Source organism: Robertmurraya korlensis (assembly GCF_023715225.1).
In the GTDB taxonomy this organism is placed as follows: domain Bacteria; phylum Bacillota; class Bacilli; order Bacillales; family Cytobacillaceae; genus Robertmurraya_A.
The window spans coordinates 317,713-339,850 of record NZ_JAMBNS010000004.1 but is presented as its reverse complement, the minus strand read 5'-3'; the positions used below and the strand labels follow the sequence as shown (position 1 = coordinate 339,850).

The 22,138-nt window shown below is 40.1% G+C and carries 20 protein-coding genes, 1 pseudogene and 1 riboswitch; of the genes and pseudogenes, 2 read left to right on the top strand and 19 right to left on the bottom strand.

What is annotated here, in order from left to right; all coding sequences use genetic code 11:
* Positions 1 to 161: 161 nt before the first annotated feature.
* From M3175_RS10375 to M3175_RS10350, 6 genes are all read right to left on the bottom strand, one after another.
* Complete coding sequence (locus tag M3175_RS10375; protein WP_251518620.1) at positions 162 to 1,490, bottom strand: alpha-glucosidase/alpha-galactosidase; 1,329 nt, start codon at positions 1,488 to 1,490, stop codon at positions 162 to 164.
* A 99-nt stretch (positions 1,491 to 1,589) separates the two neighbouring features.
* Entirely contained in the window at positions 1,590 to 2,420 is an 831-nt protein-coding gene (locus M3175_RS10370) for a carbohydrate ABC transporter permease (protein WP_251518618.1), read from the bottom strand.
* Entirely contained in the window at positions 2,420 to 3,325 is a 906-nt protein-coding gene (locus tag M3175_RS10365; protein WP_251518654.1) for a carbohydrate ABC transporter permease, read from the bottom strand. Before M3175_RS10365 ends, M3175_RS10370 begins: the two co-directional genes overlap by 1 nt.
* A 94-nt stretch (positions 3,326 to 3,419) precedes the next feature.
* Positions 3,420 to 4,685 carry an ABC transporter substrate-binding protein gene (locus M3175_RS10360; RefSeq protein WP_371321678.1) on the bottom strand — a complete coding sequence of 422 codons (1,266 nt, stop codon included), beginning with the start codon at positions 4,683 to 4,685 and terminating at the stop codon, positions 3,420 to 3,422.
* A gap of 266 nt (positions 4,686 to 4,951) precedes the next feature.
* Complete coding sequence (locus tag M3175_RS10355) at positions 4,952 to 5,965, bottom strand: LacI family DNA-binding transcriptional regulator (RefSeq protein WP_251518616.1); 1,014 nt, start codon at positions 5,963 to 5,965, stop codon at positions 4,952 to 4,954.
* Positions 5,966 to 6,273: 308 nt separating this feature from the next.
* On the bottom strand, positions 6,274 to 6,474 hold the full coding sequence (locus M3175_RS10350; protein WP_251518606.1) for a hypothetical protein: 201 nt from the start codon (positions 6,472 to 6,474) through the stop codon (positions 6,274 to 6,276).
* A 169-nt stretch (positions 6,475 to 6,643) separates the two neighbouring features.
* Positions 6,644 to 6,730: riboswitch (cyclic di-GMP riboswitch) on the top strand.
* 165 nt (positions 6,731 to 6,895) lie between these two features.
* Between M3175_RS10350 and M3175_RS10345 the strand changes: the two genes are divergently transcribed.
* Complete coding sequence (locus M3175_RS10345; RefSeq protein ID WP_251518604.1) at positions 6,896 to 7,846, top strand: sensor domain-containing diguanylate cyclase; 951 nt, start codon at positions 6,896 to 6,898, stop codon at positions 7,844 to 7,846.
* A gap of 32 nt (positions 7,847 to 7,878) precedes the next feature.
* On the opposite strand, the gene M3175_RS10340 is transcribed toward M3175_RS10345, so the two are convergent.
* Entirely contained in the window at positions 7,879 to 8,484 is a 606-nt protein-coding gene (locus tag M3175_RS10340; protein WP_251518603.1) for a YgaN family protein, read from the bottom strand.
* Between the two features lie 197 nt (positions 8,485 to 8,681).
* Between M3175_RS10340 and M3175_RS10335 the strand changes: the two genes are divergently transcribed.
* Positions 8,682 to 9,758: a glycoside hydrolase family protein gene (locus tag M3175_RS10335; RefSeq protein WP_251518602.1), complete on the top strand. Its 1,077-nt coding sequence runs from the start codon at positions 8,682 to 8,684 to the stop codon at positions 9,756 to 9,758.
* A gap of 125 nt (positions 9,759 to 9,883) precedes the next feature.
* Here the strand turns inward: M3175_RS10335 and M3175_RS10330 are convergent.
* The 12 genes and pseudogenes from M3175_RS10330 to M3175_RS10275 all read right to left on the bottom strand — a co-directional run.
* A pseudogene (locus M3175_RS10330) lies at positions 9,884 to 10,018 on the bottom strand (GNAT family N-acetyltransferase); the annotation flags it as partial.
* Positions 10,019 to 10,273: 255 nt separating this feature from the next.
* Complete coding sequence (locus tag M3175_RS10325; protein ID WP_251518601.1) at positions 10,274 to 11,527, bottom strand: benzoate/H(+) symporter BenE family transporter; 1,254 nt, start codon at positions 11,525 to 11,527, stop codon at positions 10,274 to 10,276.
* Between the two features lie 94 nt (positions 11,528 to 11,621).
* Positions 11,622 to 12,413: an enoyl-CoA hydratase/isomerase family protein gene (locus tag M3175_RS10320; protein WP_251518600.1), complete on the bottom strand. Its 792-nt coding sequence runs from the start codon at positions 12,411 to 12,413 to the stop codon at positions 11,622 to 11,624.
* Between the two features lie 18 nt (positions 12,414 to 12,431).
* On the bottom strand, positions 12,432 to 13,991 hold the full coding sequence (locus M3175_RS10315) for a class I adenylate-forming enzyme family protein (RefSeq protein WP_251518599.1): 1,560 nt from the start codon (positions 13,989 to 13,991) through the stop codon (positions 12,432 to 12,434).
* Positions 13,992 to 14,014: 23 nt separating this feature from the next.
* Positions 14,015 to 14,494, bottom strand: a complete 480-nt coding sequence (locus M3175_RS10310; protein ID WP_251518598.1) for a (2Fe-2S)-binding protein — start codon at positions 14,492 to 14,494, stop codon at positions 14,015 to 14,017.
* 5 nt (positions 14,495 to 14,499) lie between these two features.
* Positions 14,500 to 15,369, bottom strand: a complete 870-nt coding sequence (locus M3175_RS10305) for an FAD binding domain-containing protein (protein ID WP_251518597.1) — start codon at positions 15,367 to 15,369, stop codon at positions 14,500 to 14,502.
* A 26-nt stretch (positions 15,370 to 15,395) separates the two neighbouring features.
* Positions 15,396 to 15,851 (bottom strand): SRPBCC family protein, encoded by a 456-nt coding sequence (locus M3175_RS10300; protein WP_251518596.1) that lies wholly within the window; start codon positions 15,849 to 15,851, stop codon positions 15,396 to 15,398.
* Entirely contained in the window at positions 15,848 to 18,274 is a 2,427-nt protein-coding gene (locus M3175_RS10295; protein ID WP_251518595.1) for a xanthine dehydrogenase family protein molybdopterin-binding subunit, read from the bottom strand. The genes M3175_RS10300 and M3175_RS10295 overlap by 4 nt, the downstream gene beginning before the upstream one ends.
* Positions 18,274 to 18,858 carry a nucleotidyltransferase family protein gene (locus M3175_RS10290; RefSeq protein ID WP_371321677.1) on the bottom strand — a complete coding sequence of 195 codons (585 nt, stop codon included), beginning with the start codon at positions 18,856 to 18,858 and terminating at the stop codon, positions 18,274 to 18,276. Before M3175_RS10290 ends, M3175_RS10295 begins: the two co-directional genes overlap by 1 nt.
* Before the next feature lie 22 nt (positions 18,859 to 18,880).
* Positions 18,881 to 19,996, bottom strand: a complete 1,116-nt coding sequence (locus tag M3175_RS10285) for an XdhC family protein (RefSeq protein WP_251518593.1) — start codon at positions 19,994 to 19,996, stop codon at positions 18,881 to 18,883.
* An 11-nt stretch (positions 19,997 to 20,007) separates the two neighbouring features.
* Positions 20,008 to 20,781, bottom strand: coding sequence for a response regulator transcription factor (locus tag M3175_RS10280; protein ID WP_251518592.1), 774 nt, complete (start codon positions 20,779 to 20,781; stop codon positions 20,008 to 20,010).
* 327 nt (positions 20,782 to 21,108) lie between these two features.
* Positions 21,109 to 22,125 (bottom strand): aliphatic sulfonate ABC transporter substrate-binding protein, encoded by a 1,017-nt coding sequence (locus M3175_RS10275; RefSeq protein WP_251518591.1) that lies wholly within the window; start codon positions 22,123 to 22,125, stop codon positions 21,109 to 21,111.
* Between the last annotated feature and the right edge of the window lie 13 nt (positions 22,126 to 22,138).

The following is a 22,138-nucleotide window of genomic DNA, read 5'->3' as shown; positions in this document are numbered from 1 at the left end:
TCCCTTCTTTATCTTCTAAAATTACTTTCTACATTTATACATATTTTCCCTTTTATTAATATAGTTAAATAAGTGCCTACTTAAAACTCTGCAAATTCGCAATAGTAATAAAAACAAAGACCGGATTCATTCAGAATCCGGTCTCCTACTTTGACTTGAACCTATAATGTAAGGGCTACACCAGTTTCACTTTTAAATGTTGGCAGCCATTCACCATGTGCTTCAATTAAGTCGTCACATAGAGAGATGATGTCGTCCATGGATAATTCAGCAGCGGTATGTGGGTCCAGCAAAGCAGCTTGATAAATATATTCCTTTTTCAACGTGATTGCTGCTTCAATGGTTAGCAATTGCGTGTTGATATTGGTGCGGTTTAATGCAGCGAGCTGCTCTGGAAGGTCTCCCACATAGGTTGGGGTGATTCCGCTGCGGTCGGCGATACAAGGCACCTCGACACACGCTTTTTCTGGAAGATTGCTAATCAGTCTGCCGGTATTTAAGACATTACCACCAAATTTAAACGGAACATCTGTTTCGATTGCTTCAATAATGCGCGATCCATATTCACGAGAACGAACATGATTCAAAGATTGATTGTTAACCAGATCCTCTCTAATAGCTACCCAGTCATTAATTTGCTTTTCACAGCGACGTGGATATTCATCAAGCGGAATATTGAAACGCTCAATTAACTCAGGGTAACGAGATTTGATAAAATAAGGGTGATATTCAGCATTGTGTTCAGATGACTCGGTCACGTAGTAACCAAATTTATCCATTAATTCAAATCGAACCATATCGCCATGCTTGGTTTTTTGCAATTCACGGGCTCTTCTCTTAATTTCAGGATACAAGTCAACCCCATCCTTGCTAACCTCAAGCAACCATGCCATGTGATTGATCCCGGCAATTTTCTCCTTCACACCTGTACGATCCATGCCCAATGCCTCAAATAAATCTTTGGTACAGACCTGCACACTGTGACATAGGCCAACCGTTTTAATAGTTGTAAAACGATTCATGACCCCAGTCAAGACTGCCATCGGGTTGGTATAATTCATAAATATGGCATCTGGACAAACCTCTTCCATATCCCTTGCAAAATCAAGCATAACCGGAATCGTCCGTAAGTTACGGAAGATCCCGCCAATTCCAACTGTATCGGCAATGGTCTGTCGTAAGCCATATTTTTTCGGTATTTCAAAATCGATCACGGTACTCGGCTTATAGCCTCCTACTTGAATCGCATTGATGACATATTTCGCACCTCTTAACGACTCCTTCCGATCCGTATACGCTTTAATCGTCAGGTTTTTCCCGAGAGTTTCCTTTAAATTGTTCAGCATTTGTTCGGAATCACGTAATCGCTGTTCATCAATATCAAATAAGGCAAACTCAAAGCCGTCTAACGCGTCAACAAACATGCAATCTCCTAACACATTTTTTGCAAATACGGTACTACCTGCGCCAAGAAAAGTAATTTTAGACATAAGTGAACCTCCAAATTTTTTAAGTGAGTGATTTTAGTTGTTTAGTAAATGGATATTTTATGATTTTCTCCATCTAAATATGAAGCTTTTTATTATTGATTATCCTTTCACCGATCCAGATGCCAACCCTTTAACAAAGTGCTTTTGCAATAACAAGAACAAAATGACCATTGGAAGGACGGCCATGATGGCTGCGGCAGCGACTAAATTCATTCGGTTGGCATTTTCCCCAAAGAATCCTGCCAGCGCAACGGTACTGGTCTTGACTTCCTCTGCTTGAAGGAAGAAGATGGCGAATTGGTAATCGTTCCAAATGAATACACATGAAATGATTAAAATGGATGCCGTAACCGGCTTCAACAAAGGGAAGACAATCCGGAAAAAGATTCCCAGTGTACTAGCACCATCCATTTTTGCGGCTTCTTCCAATTCCTTTGGAATCGTCGAGCGTATAAAGCCTGAATACAAGAAAATCGTTAATGGAAGAAAGGATGCCACATTATTCAAGATGGCAATTTCGAGAGTATTCATCATTCCGATGTCGACTACGAGCTTATATAATGGAACTAAAGCGGTTAAAGGTGGAATCACCATCACCGCAATAAATATCATGAAAACAAATTTATTGAGTTTCGTCTGCCTTCTGGCCAAGGGATAGGCGGCCATCGAGCCAAAAATAATCAATAACAAAGCACTGACAAAGGTAATTATCGAAGTATTCGAAAGCGCATGGCCAAGACTCGCCGTTTCCCACGCCTCCGCAAAATTCTCAAACGCCAGGACCTTGGGAAACACCCATTTCGAACTAAAATCTCCCCTTTCCTTTAATGCGGTCGTAATCAAAATATAAAAAGGAATTAGGTGAAAGGCTGAGATCAAAAGCGCGACTCCTGAGAGTAACCACTTTTTCTTTTTACCCATATAGTCCATTACGCCTCAATCTCCTTCCGTTTGAAGTACACAAGCGCTGCCAGACTAAGAATCAAAATGATGATGGCCATAAATACCCCTTGCGTCGCTGCATATCCCGCATCTTGTCTATTAAAATAAAGGTCATACATAAACGTAGACATGGATTGTGAAGCATAGCCCGGTCCACCGCCTGTTAGCGAGATGATCACATCGAACAATTTCAATCCCCCAATAATGTTAATCACCATGTTGATGGTGATAGAAGGCATTAACATCGGTAGTGTGATATTTTTAAATTGCTGAAAACTAGACGCTCCGTCAATTTGTGCCGCTTCGTAATAATCCTTTGAAATACTTTGTAATCCAGCCAGATAAATAATCATGGCAATCCCGACAAACTGGAAGGTATTAACGAAAACGATCAACCAAATATTAATTTTTGGATCGCCCAATGCATTAATTTTATCCCATCCGAAAAAGACAAGCAGATCATTTAGTGCCCCGCCTTGGTAGGCAAAGAAGAAGTAGAAGATGTATCCCATGATCAACGGGCTAATAATAACCGGAAGGTACACAATCGTTCGGGTGAAATTTCTCATGTGAATTTTTTGATTTAATAAAAGGGCGTACCCAAGTCCAATCACATTCTGCAAAACGGTACTGCCGACACCATACAGCAGGGTGTTTTTTACGACCAGCCACGTATTCGGATCCTTAAGCATCCTCGTATATTGACTGAACCCAACATAGTCGTACGTTTGTGAAAACCCGTTCCAGTTGGTAAAAGAAATTTTAATTCCGTTTAAAAATGGATAAAGGATGAAAAAGCAGACAGCAGCTAGAGCGGGAAGATACATCCACCAAAGCGAGGATTCCTTCCGCCTTTTACGGTTCCTTTCCACTTCTACAGAAGAGCCGGCCATCGACTTGCTTCTTGTTTCCACTCCTATCAACGTTACCAACTCCTAGAATGTTAGATTAGGAGGAGAGGCGATCACACCTTCCTCCCTCACAAAACTATTTCTTCTGCGCTAGCAATCTCTTATATTCTTCCTCCATCTTTTTTGACACTTCGTCCGGTGTCATCGTTCCGGATAATAATTCCTGACCAGTAGCACCCATTGGGTCCCACATACCGCTTGGAAGGTAAATTCTGTCGAAGTAGGGTTCAACTTTCACATCCGCATACTTTTCGTAGTAATCAGAGTAATAGTTTTTCGATTCTGTATTCGTCAGACCACTTGGAAGAGACGTCCCCTCCGCAATCTCTTTCACAATTTCCGGCTGCGAAATGAATTCTAAGAACTTTTTCGCTTCTTCTTTGACTTTCGAATCTTTCCATACCGCTAATGTATGACGCTCCCCACCAATCCAGCTCGGCTCGTCGCCTTCCTCGATCACAGGCATGGGAATGACCCCAAGCTTGACCTCTGGGTTTACCTCATCAACAGAAGGACCAAGCATTCCGCCACCAACGATAAATCCAATTTTATTCTGCGCCATTAAGTCAACCATCTGATGATTCTGGGCCGTCAATATATCTTCATTAAGGAGCTTCTTATCGTGCATTTCCTTTAGTTTTTCTGCTAAAAACGTATAATTTGACCAATCAAACGTCCCATCTAGCAATTCTTTTTGGAAGTTTTGTTCTCCAGTAATTAGTAGTGGTGTGGAAAACTGATCAAAATACTGTCCGAACGCAGATTTATCCGAACCAGCAAACCAAAGTGGAGTCACTTCGCCCTTCCCTTTTTTCTTAATGGTTTCAAGTGCTGTCAGGAACTCATCAAAGGTGGTCGGCGGCTCAATTCCATATTCCTCTAGCAAGGTTGCGTTATATGTAAGTCCGTCTTTTGCCTGGTTTAGAGGGTACGCATAGACTTTTCCAGATTCATCTTTTAAAATTTGCTCCAGTGCCGGATCCAGATCCTTCACCCAGTCCATATCTTTTAAATCTTCTACATATTCCCCGTAACGGTGAATCGCCCAGCCGTGGGTATCAAATAAGTCGGGCATATCATTGGCCGCCATTTTGACTCTCAGCATTCCTTCATACCCGTCAGCAGGATAATTTTCTTTAATATCGATATCAGGATTTTCCTTTTCAAACTTTTTCACGACATTTTGCAGCGTGATTTTATCTGCTTCATTCGTTACTGTCGAATATAAGTTTACAACTGTCTGATCACTGTTTGCTTCATTCCCACTGGAAGCTTGATTGCATCCAGTCACAATCGTTGTCATGGCAGCTGCAAGCGCCACCGTTTTTAAAAGCTTTTTCAAAATAAACGCCCCCTCAGTCATTTTTGACATAACAAGTACTAAAATTACCGATCAAAATGAGTTCGTTTTCTTGCTGACGTTTGGGAGCAACTATATAATAGAATTAGCTCCCGTTCAATGGTGGAGTAGTTTGTTAGTTTTCGCCCAATGCAGTGTGATGGCAGTCACTTTGCACCCTGCAAGCTTTCATGCTGTGCAGGGTGGGCATTAAATCGTTGAACAAGATATACATGGTCGTTCTTTCCGATAACCACCCCCTTAAAATGTTAGGTATTTTTCTTGCAGCTCTCCCGGATCACCAATTCAGTCGGCAGGGTCACGGTTAATGGCAGTTCCCTTCCATTCAGGCGATCTAGTAAAAGTTTTACTCCTGTTTTCCCCATCTCCTTCGTATGCACTCGGATGGTTGTCAAAGGTGTACTTGCGAATGAGGCTGCTTCAATATCGTCAAAGCCGATAATGGCTACATCATCAGGAACTTTAAGATTGGCTTCTTGTAAGGCTCTTAACGCCCCAATCGCCATCGGATCACTGGCAATAAAAAACGCCTCGGGAAGTTTCCTTATATGGATGGCTTTTTTCATTAATTCATAGCCCTGTGCCATTGAATACTCACCGATAAAAACGGTCTCCGGGTCGAACAACTTTTGCTCTTTCATCAAGCGTTCAAAAGTGGTAAGACGCTTATCTTCAGAGTTGAACTTTTGATTTTTACTATGCTCTTTCTCCATTCCACCGATATACCCGATTCGCTTGTAGCCAGTTGCTAATAGATGCTTGATCGCTTTCTCTGTAGCCTTTTCAAAATCAATTCCAACCGCATCATACAAATCCTCGTTAGGAGAATGGTTAATATACACCACATTTTCTACTTTACTAATGGCCTTGAGCGCCACCTCTTTTACCCTGCCAACGACAATGAGTCCATCGAGGCCGTCAATCATTTGATTGGTCTCCGTTTCATGTAAACGGAACGTAACGGTTCTGATCCCATGACTCTCAAGTTCCATTTCAATCCCTTGGCGGATGGATAAAAAATAGGGATCATTGATTTCCTCGTCCAATGATTGGGTAACGATAATCCCGACATGTTTCGAAGTTTGCTGTTTTTGTCTCAACCGTCTTTCTAAAATCGTTTCGTATCCAAGCTCCTTAGCGACCTGGAAAATACGTTCCCTCGTTTCAGACTGAACGGAAATCGTATCATCGTTATTTAAGACTCGTGAAACCGTAGATGCTGATACATTCGACTTGTCCGCAATATCCTTTATAGTAGCCATCTCATAACCCTCTTCATATTCTTTTCGGTTCCCGTAAATTTTTACTTAATAATCACTAAAATATTTACTAGGTATACTCGAATAATAGCACCTTTTGTAAGGGCTTACAAGTATAAAAACTAACTTTTCTAAAAATTTATATAGTTTGTGTGTTGTTTAAATACTGATCTAGTACGATTTTCTTATAAACGATCCATTTTCAACTAGTAAATTATTTAGTAATATTCTTCTTACCTGTCCACCACAACTATAAAAATGAGCAAGATCAATCTCAGATTGACATTTTCTCATAAAAAAAAGCCGAGCCACTAGGCACGACCTCTACTTTCTTGTATGATTTGTTTTTTCTTAATGCTCCTTAGAATCGATGCAAGGATCAAATATGGAGGAATGGTTAGTAAATGCCAAGAAGTTCCTGCCGATTGTACTTGAAGAATGATCGTAAGTGATGCTAAGAATACAATAGCAAGGGGAATATCCCACTTGTGTCGAATTAGCCAGTTTTTCATATAAACACCTCTTGATTAGTTGGTATCAAATACATACTGCCTGGGTGGGCTGTCGCCACAGGTTGTTCAGAATCGCCTATTAAAACTCTTTAATATACAAAAAAAGTAAATAATCTTATTGATATTGAAAATTTTGCTATTATAATAGAAATAGGACTATTTACTCAATAAATAAAAAGGGCAAACTCATTGAAAAATGACGACGCAAAACTATAGGGACTAAGGTCGAGTTCGACTATGTTAGCCAGTTACCGATGAAAGTGATTCAAGGCCTATCGGTAGCGATAGGTCTTTTATTTTCTTCAGAACGATAGGAACAAAGGACATCCACTTACTTTATGGTATGATTTATATTTTAATATATTCTAAAAGTTGAGGGTCAAAAATGAGCATACAGTTTACAACTGGGTTACTTACAGGAATGTCTATAGCTTGTTTGATGCTCCCTCTTTTATATAGAAGATGGGAAAATCAAAAAAAGAAGATAATAGATGATCAGAAAAGCTTTGTTCACATCATTGAAAATACAAGAGATTTTCTCTATTATTTTCAGGTTTATCCAAAAAGAGAATTTAAGTATCTTAGTCCTTCAGCTGAACATTTTTTTGGAGAAGGTTCCATTGAGCGTGCCTTTAAGAACTCCGACATACCCTTTATAGAGATTCATCCCGATGATTATCATATTCTTGAAAAAAAAGTTAAGGGAGAACTGAATTTTGACGAGAGCATCGTACAGCGATGGCTTGATAAGAACGGAGAATATAGATATTTTGAAGAATATGCTACACCCATTTATAAAAATGGAACGCTTGTTGCGATACAAGGAGTTTTAAGAAATATCGACGATAAAATCCAGTTAGAAAAGGAATTGCAGTATCAAATTAGCCACGATTCTTTAACTGGGATATATAATCGTGAGTACTTTGATTATAAATTTGAACAGTTTGATCAAACGTCAAATATTCCTATAGCCATTCTCATATGTGATTTAGACGAATTGAAATATATGAATGATCATTTCGGACATAAAGAGGGAGATTGGATCATCATGGAAACAGCGAGGTTACTCAATCAATTCTCATCAGATATGGTAACAGTTGCTAGACTGGGCGGAGACGAATTCGCTCTCATACTTGAGCATTCTACAGAAAAAACCGCAAAAGAACTAATCGATCAAATCATAATGGAGTTTATTAACTATAATGAAACCTCAAAGAGAGAAATCAAATTATCGATCGGCTTTTCTTTCGAAGAGAATTCTTTGGGCAATATGACCACCATATTTTCTAAAGCTGACAAAAATATGTATCAGGCTAAAAAGAGAAATAAAAATAGAATAAGTGAAGTAAAACACCTTAGATATCCTATCTGAGGTGTTTTTACGATTGTTTTCTTTAACAGAGACTATTTTGTAAAATTAACTCTAAACAAAAAGGACACATCATATTCTTTCAGTTCTTCATGGAATATTTCTGAATCAAGTTGTAATTGGTTATGAAATGACGTTACATTACCATCACTACTATAATTGATACTGCCTAACACCATGTTCGGAACAAGAGACTCCTCACCTGAAATGTTATGACCCCAGCCGCTCACTAGATTCTTTTCATAATCCTTAGGCATCGTTTCTGTATATTCACCCACTGCAGTTGATTGATCAGAATGCACACCAATTCGGAACGCGAGTTGGTCTTCATGACCGATCACTCTATTTGTTGAAAATATAATCATGCCTTCGTGTTCGTCAAGCTCCACCGTTACCCCATTCGGATGATCGGTTACCCGTTTTCCAAATTCGTATTTATCAACCCAAATGTTTACGTTCTTATATTCCTTATCGACAGAAAAATCATATACAAAAGATTGTGAGGCCGCAGTGGTGAGTAATGCTTGCTGTCGTTCTGTTAATTCAGATGGGCCTATTGTACTTTCAGTAATTGGCTGTGTGTTATCACAAGCCACTAATAACAGAAATATGGAAATCATTAAAAAGACTGCCCTTTTCATTGTCCCAACCCCTACTTTCAATCCGACTTATATACCATGCATTACCAAATTTTACCGAACTATTTATATCATAACATATAATTTTAATACAAAGGTGAATCTACCGTATGGAAAAAATTTTTCGGTACCACTATTCACTCATGTAAACCTCCTATTGGTGGATATGCTAAAGATATCTTACTAAAAGGAGCATGTACGTGAATTATTCAGTAAACGAGCCCATAAAGCTTTTTGACCAAATGGATAAATATGGTCCTATTAATAATATATTAGGTGTTGGCGATCCACATGTGGTAAAAATTCAGAATCAATGGTGGATGTTTATGGGAGGATTTCAAACCAACTTTAAAAACAATATATTTACAGCTACCCTTCCAGTGGGTGATACCTTAAAATCCAATGAGTGGAAAATTACGACGGATCCTAATCAACCGAACAAGGCTGTTCCAGTAGTAGAAAATTCTGAGAAAGGCTGCTGGGATTACTATGGCTTTCATACACCCTGTTATGTATTAGGTCATGGGGAAAACGGGAAAGTCGTTGAGCGATTGTATTATACCGGAAGAGGATCCAAAAAAGTGGTAGATAACCAATCTCCCTATTCAATCGGTGTGATGACAGCAACAGGAGGAATCTGGAGACGTCATCCCACTCCAATTCTTGTGGGGACGAAAGATAGCCCAAACGTTTTAGAACCAAAAGTAAGATACATAGAAGGAAAATGGAGAATGTGGTATGTGACAACTAAGCAAGAAACAGGAAAAAAGGGTTACCCTCAATACTGTATAAAATATGTAGAGAGTGACGATGGCCTAAACAATTGGTCTGAACCCATTACCTTATTTACAGAAGAGGAAAATTATTATGATGCATCTGTCCACAAATCCAATGGTGCTTTATATGAAATGGCTGTTTGCAGAAGTACCAATTTATATTGTAGACATCCCTTTCCTAAGCAAGGATTGTGGCTATTAGAAGGGGCCAAACCAAATGGAGATCGAACCAATTGGTCACCCTCACCCAGCTTAATCCTAGATTGTGACGAAGGAGTAGAATGGTATAGAAATGGAATTGGTACTCCTAACGGGTATTATGGTGAGGATAAACAAGATAAAGATACCTTATATCTTTTCTTTACAGGATTACATCAACAACGAAATTGGTTGAAAATTACTTTATTAAAATTAAAAAACAAAAAAGTTCCCCCGTTTCCTTCGCCGTTTTACTTTACGATTGGGAAAGTGGAAATAAAGAAAATGATGAAGGACCTATAGTCCCTGGTTGAATTCTATTGTTCCAGGGTCTTTTAACGGTCATGTTAGAAATAATTTTGTATCAGACACTGGACCAAACTCCTTTGTTACAAACACTTAATTTATTATCGAAAGCTGTATTTAGCTTACACAACCGAGCTGTTGATGATCGCTAATATTTGATGATCTGTCCATTTGCCATTAATCTTTAGATTTTCTTTGGCTATCCCTTCTTTTTTAAACCCTACTTTTTCTAACACCCGAATAGATGCTAGATTGTCAGGGGACAGGCACTACTTCCCTGCCGATGCATCTCTCTCTTTTCCCCAATGAAAGTCCCATAAATCATTCTTTAAAAAGTTGGAGGAAACAAATTTTACAAAAAAAAGTCTCACTTCCTTAAAAATGAAGGTGAGACTTTTCTTCTTTAGATAATTGCATGACACTTAGTGTCGATAAATTTGTGTTATGCAAAATAGAGGTACAGAGCTTTACGAAGGAAGAATTACCCTACTTCTTTACATAATTCTTCCTTTTTAAACCACTTCAACCGCAGCAGTTTCATCCCTCGCTGTTTCTTTACTTTTATCCGTAAAATGGCTTTTCTCAATGATTAATGACACAATTACCCCACCAATAATGGCCCAGAATGGTGAACTTACGCTAAAGAAGCTTACACCTGACATGGCGATAATTAAAGCGAAGAAAGCTCCTATTTGAAATTTACTATCAGAGAAAGCGGCTTGGAGTGAGCTTAAGAGAACACCAATCATGGCAAGACCTGCTACAGTAGCAACTAAGACTCCTGGCATGGCAGAGACAAACGGAACAACGACACCTGCAAATAAACCAAAAGAAGCAAATAATGTTCCATTTACAATAACCGCTACATAGCGCCCTTCTTTCTTCTCCCCTGCTTCATGAGATGAACAAATGGCTGTCATCGGACCAGCAATATTCGCGTTATGACCTCCAAAAAACGAGGTGATCATTCCTCCAATTCCACTCCAAATCGTCATGGCATTGACTGGTGGTTTATAGCCCTGAGCCATTAATACACCAGTGGCTTGCGCATTTTCTGCCCCAATGACTAACAGAGCGAGTGGAATAGCGATGGAAACAATGGCATCGAGACTAAAGCTTGGCATGACGAGTTGAGGTGTAATGAATCCGCTTTCAATATCTCCCATTTTGAATTGATTTAATAGGAGGGCGACAATCATGGATACGACAAATGCAGAGACAATAGGTGGTACTTTTTTGAGATATCTTGAGGAAAGTAAATAGACAACAACTGCTGAACCAGCAATTAATGGTGCTGCTTCAATAGAGGTAATCATACCCGTTCCAAAACGGATCATGGCTCCAACAATCATTCCCATGACAATTGGTAAAGGGATCCACCTCATGATTTTTCCTATGAGTCCTGTCACACCTAGAATAAGAACCAGTACACCAGCAATGAAATAAGCTCCAGCTGCTTCATTTAATGAAAATTGGGTAAGGGCACCTGCAACCAACACCGCACCTGGAATCGAATACGCACCAGCAATGGGTTGACGATATTTTAAAGCTAAATAAATACCTAAAAGTCCTCCGAAGAAATAGATGGCAAATAACCAAGAAATCGCTTGTTGATGGGTTAATCCTCCACTAGCTGCACCGCCAATAACAATCAACGCTGGACCTGTACATCCAAAGATAGCCGCAAGAGTTCCCGCGCTTATGGTGTTAAGATTTAGGAATTTAGGCACACTTTTTAAACTTTGAACTAAATTAAATTCACTCATTTCGAATCCTCCTTTTATTTGAAAATTCGGAAAATTAAACACAAAATGAAATTAAGGTTCAGCCTCTAAAAAGGGGAGGTAACCTCCCCTTCTCTTACTTCCCTGTAAAATGAGGTTTTCTCTTTTCAGCAAATGCAGCTACCCCTTCACGGAAATCATCTGTTGTTCTTAACAGTCCGTATGCTTTTCCTTCAATATCTAGTCCAGCACTTAGCGGAGATTCCTCTGCTGCATTTAACACCGCTTTACATACCTTTTGAGCAAGCGGTGAAAATCTCACTAGCTCCTCGGCTAATAATTCCACTTCTTTATCTAATTCCTCTTTAGACACCACTTTTGTTAACAATCCCCATTGATAGGCCTCATCAGCCGGAATTCTTCTTGCTCTCATAATCATATCTTTGGCTCTAGTCAATCCTACCGCTCTTGCGACACGTTGTGTTCCACCGCTTCCTGGTATCATTCCAAGATTCATTTCAGGTAATGCCATAAGCGTATCATCTGCTGCTATTCTAAAATCACAGGCCATGGCAATTTCAAATCCCACACCAAATGTGTATCCTTGTAGTTGAGCAATAACGGGCTTTGGTGAACGTTCCGGGGCTGCAACATGAACCGCGAGATGTGATAATTCTTCCTGATGTGTTTCCATAAATTCAGGAATACTTCCTCCTGCGCTAAATGCTTGAGTCCCTTCTCCCTTAATAATAATCACGCGAACTTCATCATCTTGATCTAGTTCCTTAAATATTTCAGCAAATTGAGCTCTCGCCAGCATACTGATATAGTTCATTTTTTCTGGACGATCAAACACAATGGTTGCCGTTTGCTTCTCTATATTTTTCTCTACTCTGATATGATCATATTTTTTTGCAGTTTCTACCATTATGATTTCCCCTCTCTTTTAACCTACTAAATTATTATCTTTCTGAAATACTTCAAATTCGCCTTCTCTTAATTTTCGTCGAAGGATTTTGCCTACTGGACTCTTTGGGACTTGCTTAATAAACACATATTTTCTTGGTCGTTTAAAATTAGATAATTTCGGATTATTTTTACAAAATTCATCTAACTCTTGCACGGTTACGGTTCCATCCTTCGGAACAATGAATGCGGTTACAATTTGACCCCAACGATCATCATCTTCACCAGCTACCGCAACTTCGAAAACCTTCGGATGCTTTGAAAGGACATCTTCCACTTCTAGTGGATGGATATTTTCTCCGCCTGAAATGATCATGTCATCAACTCGGCCTACTACATATAAGTCACCATCATCATCCATGACACCTAGATCACCAGTAAAATACCAGCCCTCACGAATCGCCTTCTTCGTGGCATCCGGTCTGTTCCAATATCCTTTAAAGCTTTCGATCGAATCAAGAGAAACAATAATCTCACCAATCTCCCCTTTTCCAATCTGATCCTCAGGTGTAGAATTCGCCTCCGCATCTGCTGTCACTAAGCGAATCCGTTGATGAAATCCTGGTTTCCCGGCGCATCCGGGTTTCTCAGCCACATTTGGGCAAATAGAGAAGGTATAGATTTCTGTGCTACCATAGTGATTAACAAATACATCTGGCTTTAATAGCTCTACACATTTTTCCGTTAAGGCGGTGGTCATCGATGCACCTGCATACCCGATTTTCTTTAACCTCTGAAGATTGTATTGGTGAAAATCCTTGTGAATCAGCATATCGTGAAAGAGAGTAGGAACTAAATACACACAGGTAATTTCTTCATAGCTTAAGATTTCTAGTGCCTCTTTTGCATCAAAATCAGGTAAAGCCACATATTTCCCATTTAAAAAGGCAATCGATAGAAGAGATCTCATCCCCATCGTATGGTAAAGGGGCATCGTACCTAGTGTACTCTCATTATCCTCGTATTTATTTTGTATAATGTGAGCAACCGCTGCCGAATACTCATTTTTATTGCTTCTTGGAACTCCTTTTGGTTTCCCGGTGGTCCCTGATGTATACAGCATAAGAGCGATATCATCATCATGGATTTCTGGTTTCACAAAGGTTCCAGGACTTCTCTGAACGAGCTCATCATAGTAAATATCTGCCCCTTCTACTTCTCCGACCCCTAATAAAATGGGTTTTGTATGGAAGGTTGCTTTTAATACAGAGGTTTCACTTGCCTTTTCATAGATCACTGCCTTAGATTCAGAATCGTTTACGCAATATTCCACTTCTTTTGCCGATAATCTGAAATTGATTGGCGTGTACACAGCCCCTAAAGACTGGATGGCCCAATATAGGATGACATTCTCAAGGCGGTTTTTTAATAAAAGCGTGACCCGATCATTTTTTTGAATTCCGATTCTTTGTAAAGAAGCTGCTACTTTCATAATTTCTTTGTCTAATTGGTTATAAGTATAGCGTTTACTCCCATCAACTACGGCAATCCGATTTGGATGCCTTTCAACCGCAAAATTAAAAATCGTTGAAAGATTCATTCATGCAACTCCCTTCTATACCTTTAGATGTTTACTTTTTGATCCTCTACCGTTTTTTCTATCGCTTTTACAATGCCGTCATAACCAGTACATCGGCAAAGATGCCCAGAAAGCATGTCTTGAATATCTTTTTTACAAGGAGTTGAATGTTTCTTCAAATAATCTGTAGTGGACATTAAAATTCCAGGTGTACAAAATCCACATTGTAATCCATGGCATTCGACAAAGTTCTTTTGTAAAGGATTGAGCTGGCCGTTCTGTGCTAATCCTTCCACGGTTTGCATCTCTTGGCCATCGACTTGAACAGCAAACATTAAACAGCTTCTAACAGCCGAATCATTCACAATGACCGTACAGGCTCCACAAACACCATGTTCACAACCTACATGTGTTCCGGTCAATCCACAGGTTTCTCGCAAGAAGTCACTTAGCAGCATTCGGGATTCAACTTCTTCTTTGTATGTTTTTCCGTTAATTTTTACTTCTACTTCATGAACTGTCATAGTCATCACCTCCCTGCTTTTACATACGCCTCTTGTAACGTTCGTTTGGCCAATGATTGAGCTATATGCCTCCGATAGTCCGCTGAAGCGTGGAGATCGGATTCAGGCTCAATCACTTTTGAAACAATGGATGCCACTTTGTCTAGAAGCGAATCCGTTAATCTTTCGCCATGTAAAAGCTCATTCGCCTCTGTCACTAATAAAGGAACCGATTCGACACCCCCAAGAACCAATCGAGCATCTGAAATACGATTTTGATCATCCACGCTTAATTGACAGGCAGAGGCAACTAAAGCAAAATCCCCGTGCCTGCGCGAGATTTCTTGAAAGGAATAACCCACTCTTCCTTCCCAAATTGGAATGTGAATCTCCGTTAAAAGTTCCGTAGGCATCACATCGGTTGTTAAGTAGGTGACAAAAAAATCCTCCGCATTTACGGTTCTCACTTCATCCGTGGATGCGATATGAACGGAACCACCCATGGTCATTAAAGCCAGAGGGATTTCGGCGGTAGGATCTGCATGAACCAAACTACCACCAATGGTTCCACGATTCCGGGTCTGGACATGGCCGATGAATGGAACCGCTTCACTCAATAAACCAATGTGCTGACGGATGAGATCCGATGTCTCCACCCGATTTTGTCGTGTTAAAGTTCCGATTTTTACAAGTCCTTCCTCGTAATCGATAAAGTCTAAATCCTGCAAGCGATTAATATCGATTAAACAATCAGGGGTAGACAGCCTCATATTCATGATGGGAACAAGACTCTGGCCTCCTGCAATGATTTTTCCATCAAAACCAGATTCTTCTAATAAAGTAAGTGCTTCATCTACGGTTTTTGGACAATAGTAGTCAAATTGAGCTGGTTTCAATCCCTATCATCCCTCCTTTCATTTCATCAAGCACTTTTTTCGATGTTCTTTAACTCTTTCCCAAACTTCTTGAAAAAGTCTTGAATAATCAGTTTGGCCACCCCGCTCAACATTCGTTGACCGACCATCGCGACCTTTCCGCCAACTTCTGCTTCATACGTATACGACAGTAAGGTTTGATTTTCGTCTTGGTGCTCCAGATGAATGACACCAGTTGCTTCCACATTTCCTGGTCCCCCTTCCCCCTTCACAATCAACTTATAACTCTTTAGATTTTCAATATCGGCGATTTCGATAGTAGATTCATATTTTCCTTTAACCGCTGCAATTCCAATCGCTAACTCCGCCTTATATTTGTTTTCCTCGACTTGCGTTAGTTTATTGCAGCCCATAATACATTTTTGCAAAACATTTGGATCTAGTAGAATAGCCCATGATTGTTCCAATCCTGCTTCAAGCGTTAAGCTTCCTTCTCCATTCATACTTGATTCGCCCCTCTCTTTTCTTTCGCCTTATTTAATAGATTCCAAATCCGATTCGGACTTAAAGGTAAAGTATCAATCATCACTCCATACAGCTTTAACGCATCATTAACGGCATTGGCAATAACCGCTGGTGCACTCATCGTATTTCCTTCTCCCAATCCCTTTGCTCCTAGTGGAGTAAGAGGCGATGGAGTTTCGATATGTTTAATGGTGATGTTTGGAATTTCTGGTGCAGTTGGGCATAAATAATCCATAAAGGACCCGGTTAAAAATTGACCTTTGTCATCATAGGCAAGCTCTTCATACATGGCTCCTCCCAGCCCATGAACGAGTCCCCCGTATATTTGACCATCTACAATTAACGGATTTAATAGTTTCCCAGCATCGTGAACGGTAAAATAATCGATAATCTGAACTTCACCAGTATCAGGATCAACTTCAACGGTCACCATATCTGCAACGAAACCATAGGTAACCGATGAGTTCACTAAGTCATTTTCATCCGGTGGCTCTGCGACCTTTGCGGTATAATAGTAGGTTTCATAAATTCCCGGTTCCATGCCATCTGGTAGAGAGAGAGGATTCCAATGGGCAGAGCCTGCTGCTCTTTTCAATGAATATTTGATGGAAGGATCTTTTTTTGAAACGATGGATCCGTTTTCAATGGTTAAGTCATTCTCGTCAGCTTGTAGATGATATGCCGCGATTTTGATTAATTTTTTTCTTACTTTATGCGCGGCGTAAAATACCGCACTAGACCCTAGAGACGCAAATCGACTGGAATAGCTGCCTGAAGCAATCGACCAGGCACTCGTTGAGGTGTCCAGCTCAGCGACGACATTAATTTGTTCTCTTGGTATTCCTAATACGTCTGAGACAATTTGGGCAGTAACCGTTTCATGACCTTGCCCAGAAGGCGTGGTACTGATGCGAACATTCACACAGCCCATCGGATCCATGGAGATCGTCGCTGCTTCGGCACAGCCTGACTTCGGTAAAGAGGAAGCTCTCTCCTCCGGTGTAAGGGCAATGGTGATATACCCCATGTTCGAGCCTGACGGTTCAACAATACAGGCTAAGCCGACACCAAATAATTTTCCTCTTTGTCTCGCGTCTTCTCTTTTCTGTTCAATTTCCTTGTAGTTTCCCATTTCTAAGGCAAGCTCAAAGCCCTTTTCATAATCTCCGCTATCATACATACCGCCAGAGGCTGTTTGATAAGGGAATTGCTCCTTTTTAATTAAATTTCTTCTGAGCACATCAGCAGGATCCAGCTGTAATTGATGGGCAATTTCCTGCATGATTCGCTCTAGTGGAAAATATAATTCTTGGCCCCCATACCCTCGAATCAGCCCTGTTGGTAGCTTGTTGGTCATAATGGCGTAAGCATCAATCATCAAATTAGGAATATCATAGGCACCGGTTGAATTGGCATGCGTTCTATACAAGCATGCGGGCTCAGGTGCTCGAATATAAGCCCCTACGTTATCAATTAACTTCATTTTCAACCCTAGTACCTTCCCATCTTCTTTGACGGCTGCCTCTATATAAGTGACACGGTCCGTTCCACTCGAACTAGCAGATAAATGCTCTTGGCGGTCCTCAATCCATTTCACAGGACAGCCGACCATTCTACTAACAACGGCACATAAAACCATATATGGATAAGTTCCAGCCTTAATCCCATAACTGCCGCCAATGTCTTTCGGAACAATAATTCTTAATCGATTACTAGGTATTTTTAAGGCACCCGCCATGACCGATTGAATGACGAAGGGGCCATGAAAATTGGCATGAATCGTATATTGATTGGAACTCTCCTCATATTGCGCAATCATTCCATAGGTTTCTACGGGTGTGGCGGAATATTTCGGAAAGTGAAACTTGTGTTTAATAATGCGATCAGCCTCTTCAAAGGCTTCATCCACCTTTCCGTAGTGAAAGGTTCGATGGTTCGCAATATTAGAACCGATATGTTCATGAAGAAGTGGAGCATCCTCCTCTAACGATTTCTCTATATCTACAATGGGTGTAAGAGATTCATAGACGACCTTAATTTTTTCCAATGCATCCTCTGCAATATAACGATTTTTCGCCACCACGACTGCGACCGGTTCACCCACATAGCGCACCTTATCAATCGCCATCGGATAGTACTTAACTGGAGCACTTACACCCACGCTAAAGGGTTGAACAAATGGCAGAATATCTTTTCCCGTGACAATCCCCTTCACACCACGTAGATTCAACGCTTCTGAGGTATCAATGGAGATGATTTTGGCATGTGGGTACGTACTTCTTAAAATGGCAATATGGGCAGTGTTGGCAGGTGTTCCAATATCATCAATATACTTTCCTTGTCCGGTTAAGAGTCTAGTATCCTCTACTCTCGTAACCGCTTTACCTATGACTTTTTCCATTACACGACCTCCTCCCGAAGTAAATGTTCATAGTCTACTAACGTATCAATATCTTGGATTTGCTTTTTCCCCATTTCTGAATAAAACACATCTTTTTGAAATTTTTTCAAAACCGAACGACCACCTTCATCCCCTTTTGCATCGAAAAGATATGGAAACAGTTTCCGATCAAATAAGACAGGATGTCCCTTTTCCCCTTGATAGGAAGCTTGCACGATTAATGGTCTGTCTTTTTGCCAATAGTAATCCTTGATCACCTTATTAATCTCATCAGACGTAAGAAGGGGCTGATCTCCTAATAAAAATACGACGGCCTTTATATGATTCGGTATGGAACGTAAGCCTAGCTTGAAAGACGAGGACATCCCATCTGAAGCTTGATCATTGATTAAAATCTGATTCACTCCCGTGACAGACACATCTTGATAAAGTCCAGGGACATCCGGATTAATGACAACGGATATGCCAGATAATGAAGAGCCTAACCCCTGATCAATCACATGTTGAAGAATCGATTTCCCTCTATAAGGTAGTAGCATTTTTGCCGTTCCCATTCTTCTGGAAAAGCCAGCAGCTAGGATCACTCCCCATACTTGATGTTGAGCTTCAATAATTCATCACACCCCTTTTTGGGGAGAACGATAGACTTCCCTTTAATTCGGTGAGCTTTAATCCAGATCCCTCGCGGTGAACCAACGTGATTTCTGCTAAGATACTTAAGGCGATTTCTTCTGGTGTTTTTGAACCAATATCAAGCCCAATCGGACTATGGATGTTTGAAAAATCATCAATAGTATTCAGCTTCTGACTGGTTGAAATCAGTTCCTCGGTTCTTTTTCTCGGACCAAGTAAACCAATATAAGCAGCATCCGATTGATACAATCCTTCTAAAATCATTTGATCTTGTAAGAAATGATGGGTCATTAACACAACGTAGGATTGACTTGTGATCGTAACCGGTGGGTATTGATCATTGCAATAGACGATAATCTCGTCTGCTTCTGGAAATAGAGAAGAGTTTGCATAGGCAGCTCTATGATCGACCAAGGTGACATACCAATGTAATTGTTTGGCTATTCGAACAAGCGGAATAGCATCAGGGCCAGCACCAAATATGGTTAAGTTAGGAGGTGGAGTCGTGATTTCGCTATAGATATGAAGTTGATGCTCTCCACCCACGAAGGTAACTCCAGGTTTTAATGGAATGTTATTTTGTAAAAAATAAGTAGAAATCTCAGGATATTCGATATTCAGTAACTCTTCTTGGTCCTTTTGAGGATCAAGCAGCCATCGCTTCCCAATCAAATGAGGCTTATTCGCCTCTACAACGATCAGCTGCCCTATTTGTTTGGTTAAGGAAGTGGTAAAAAACTTTTCTATGATATGAGAAGCTGGGTTCATCTCAGGTTCATAGGGTTCAAGTAATATATTCATTTTTCCATTACAGCCAAGTCCAAGCCCCCAAACAATGTCTCCCTCATCTTGGAAATTATAATGGAGGGTTTGTGGAACTCCGCTTTCTAGAACCTTATACGCATGTTCGATAAGATCACTTTCTACACAGCCCCCACTTAGGAGGCCAGTTAAGGTTCCATCACTGGAAATGAAGCATCTAGCCCCTGGCTTTTGATAGGTAGAACCTTCTGTTGAAATGATCGTACCGAGAACACCCCTCAGTTGATTTTGTTGACATCTCTTTATTTCTTTATGTATTGAAATCAATTGACCACCTCCTAAACTTTGACTTCCTTGTGATACTCCCAATGAAATTGGTCCCTGTATTCACTTGGTGTTTTCCCAACGATCTTTTTGAACGATGTTGAAAAATAGCTTTGATTAGAAAAACCTGTATTGTGAGCAATAATATCTATAGGGAGAGCAGACAGTCTTAGCATCCCTTTGGCCTTTTGCACTCTGACGAAAGACAAGTATTCTACAAAGGTCATCCCCGTTTCTTCCTTAAAGAGTTTACTAAAATAGGAGGGACTTAAATAAACTTGATCGGAAATTCCCTTTAAGGAGAGTGGCTCACCATAATTCGATTGAATAAACTGGATCGCACTTTCAATCGGATTCTTCAAATCATTGGAATCCAATCGGTTTACTGGATTCATGCTTTGGGTGACTTCCTTACTGATCCCTTTTGGTAACACGCGATCAAAGGTATGAATCAACTCATTTTTAGTAAGCGGTTTCAATAAATAAGAGGAAAAACCGGAATTCATTGCTTCCTGTGCTAAATCAAACATTTTTAACTGAGTGACAATAATAATAGGAAGATTAGGATAAAGCTCCAAAGCCGCCCTTCCAAAATTCATGCCATTCATTTCAGGTAAAGAAAGATCGATGATAAGGGCACTAGGTTGATTTTGTTTGAGAAGTAATAATCCTCTTTGAGCGGTACTCGCTTCATAGGTTGTTAAATAGCTGTACTTACTTTCTCTCACTAACTCACAAAGCTCTTTTCTTGCTTCGATATCATTATCAACAATCAAGATCTCCGCCAAGCATGTTCCCCCTTAACTAGATAGTATAGAAATTTCTGAAAACTTTGTTTTAAAATCTTCCTTTGTTCTTTTAACAATTCCACTATTACTAATTTTTTTATTATTTTAAATATTAACAGATTAAATTCCTACTTGATTTATAAAATATTACTCTTGTGTTTTTAAAATTTGGTTTTGTTACAGTCGCTGTTGTTTCTCTCTGTATGTACTCGTCATTCTATGCAAGAGTCTCCCTCTTTTAGCGATAATCAAAAAGGTTATCGAATTCACTTCAACCAAAAACGACATCCCTATTAAATAGGCATGCCGTTTCTTTTTCAACTATTCTTATTGAAAATCTTTCAATGCTTCCTCGACAAATTTGTTTTCGATTACCTTTGAAGTATCCAGCTTACGATCAATACCTCCAACTGAATACAAGAAGTCGGCTTGCTCTTGGTGTGCTTTTGCAAATTCGTCGGTTGTTGGAGATAAGATCGGTTCGCTTTTCTTAAGCACCGTTTCAATGATTTTCACGTCCACCTTTTGGGCTTCTGCCAAATCTTTTGCTACTTGATCCAAATTTTGTACGTAGTCTCGACGGACTTGTTCGTATGTTTTCAAAAATAACACCGTTAATTCAGGGTGGTCCTTTGTGAATTTTGTTCTCGCAATTAAAAAGCTAGGGGCATTGATGTTTAAGTCTTCCCCTGACACCAACACTTTTGCACCGGTCTGAAATAAAGCCGTCGTTACGTAAGGTTCCCAAACGGACCACGCATCAATAGAGCCGTTGTCTAACGCGGGTCGTGCTTCATCGGGCTGTAGCTGAATAACCTCAATGTCTTTATCCGTTAAACCCGCTCGATCAAGTGCCATGTATAAGAAATTGTAGGCACTACTGCCTTTTGCTACCCCAATTTTCTTCCCTTTTAAGTCTTTTAATTCTTTAATAGAACTTCCTTTCGGGATGACAATAGAATTACCTTTTTTACCATCACTCAAAACACCAATTGCCTTAAAATCTACATTTCCAGACTGACCGGCAATGACAGGTGTTCCCCCAACAGACCCAAAATCTAATCGTCCGGATGCTAAGGCCTCAAAATGCGGCGGTCCGCTAGCAAACTCATTCCATACTACTTTTACACCTTCCTTTTCAAAAGCCTTCTCAAAGTATTGGTGTGTTTGGGCATAGGATAGGATACCAATTTTGCCCTGAACGCCAATATTCACGACGATCTCCTCATTTTTTGATTGTTTGGACCCGGTTTCTGAATTAGAAGAAGACGTGGCGCAGGCGGTTATGAATATGAACGATAATACTAGTAGGAAGCTATAGATTTTCACTAGTTTCTTTGACATTAGAATACCCCCA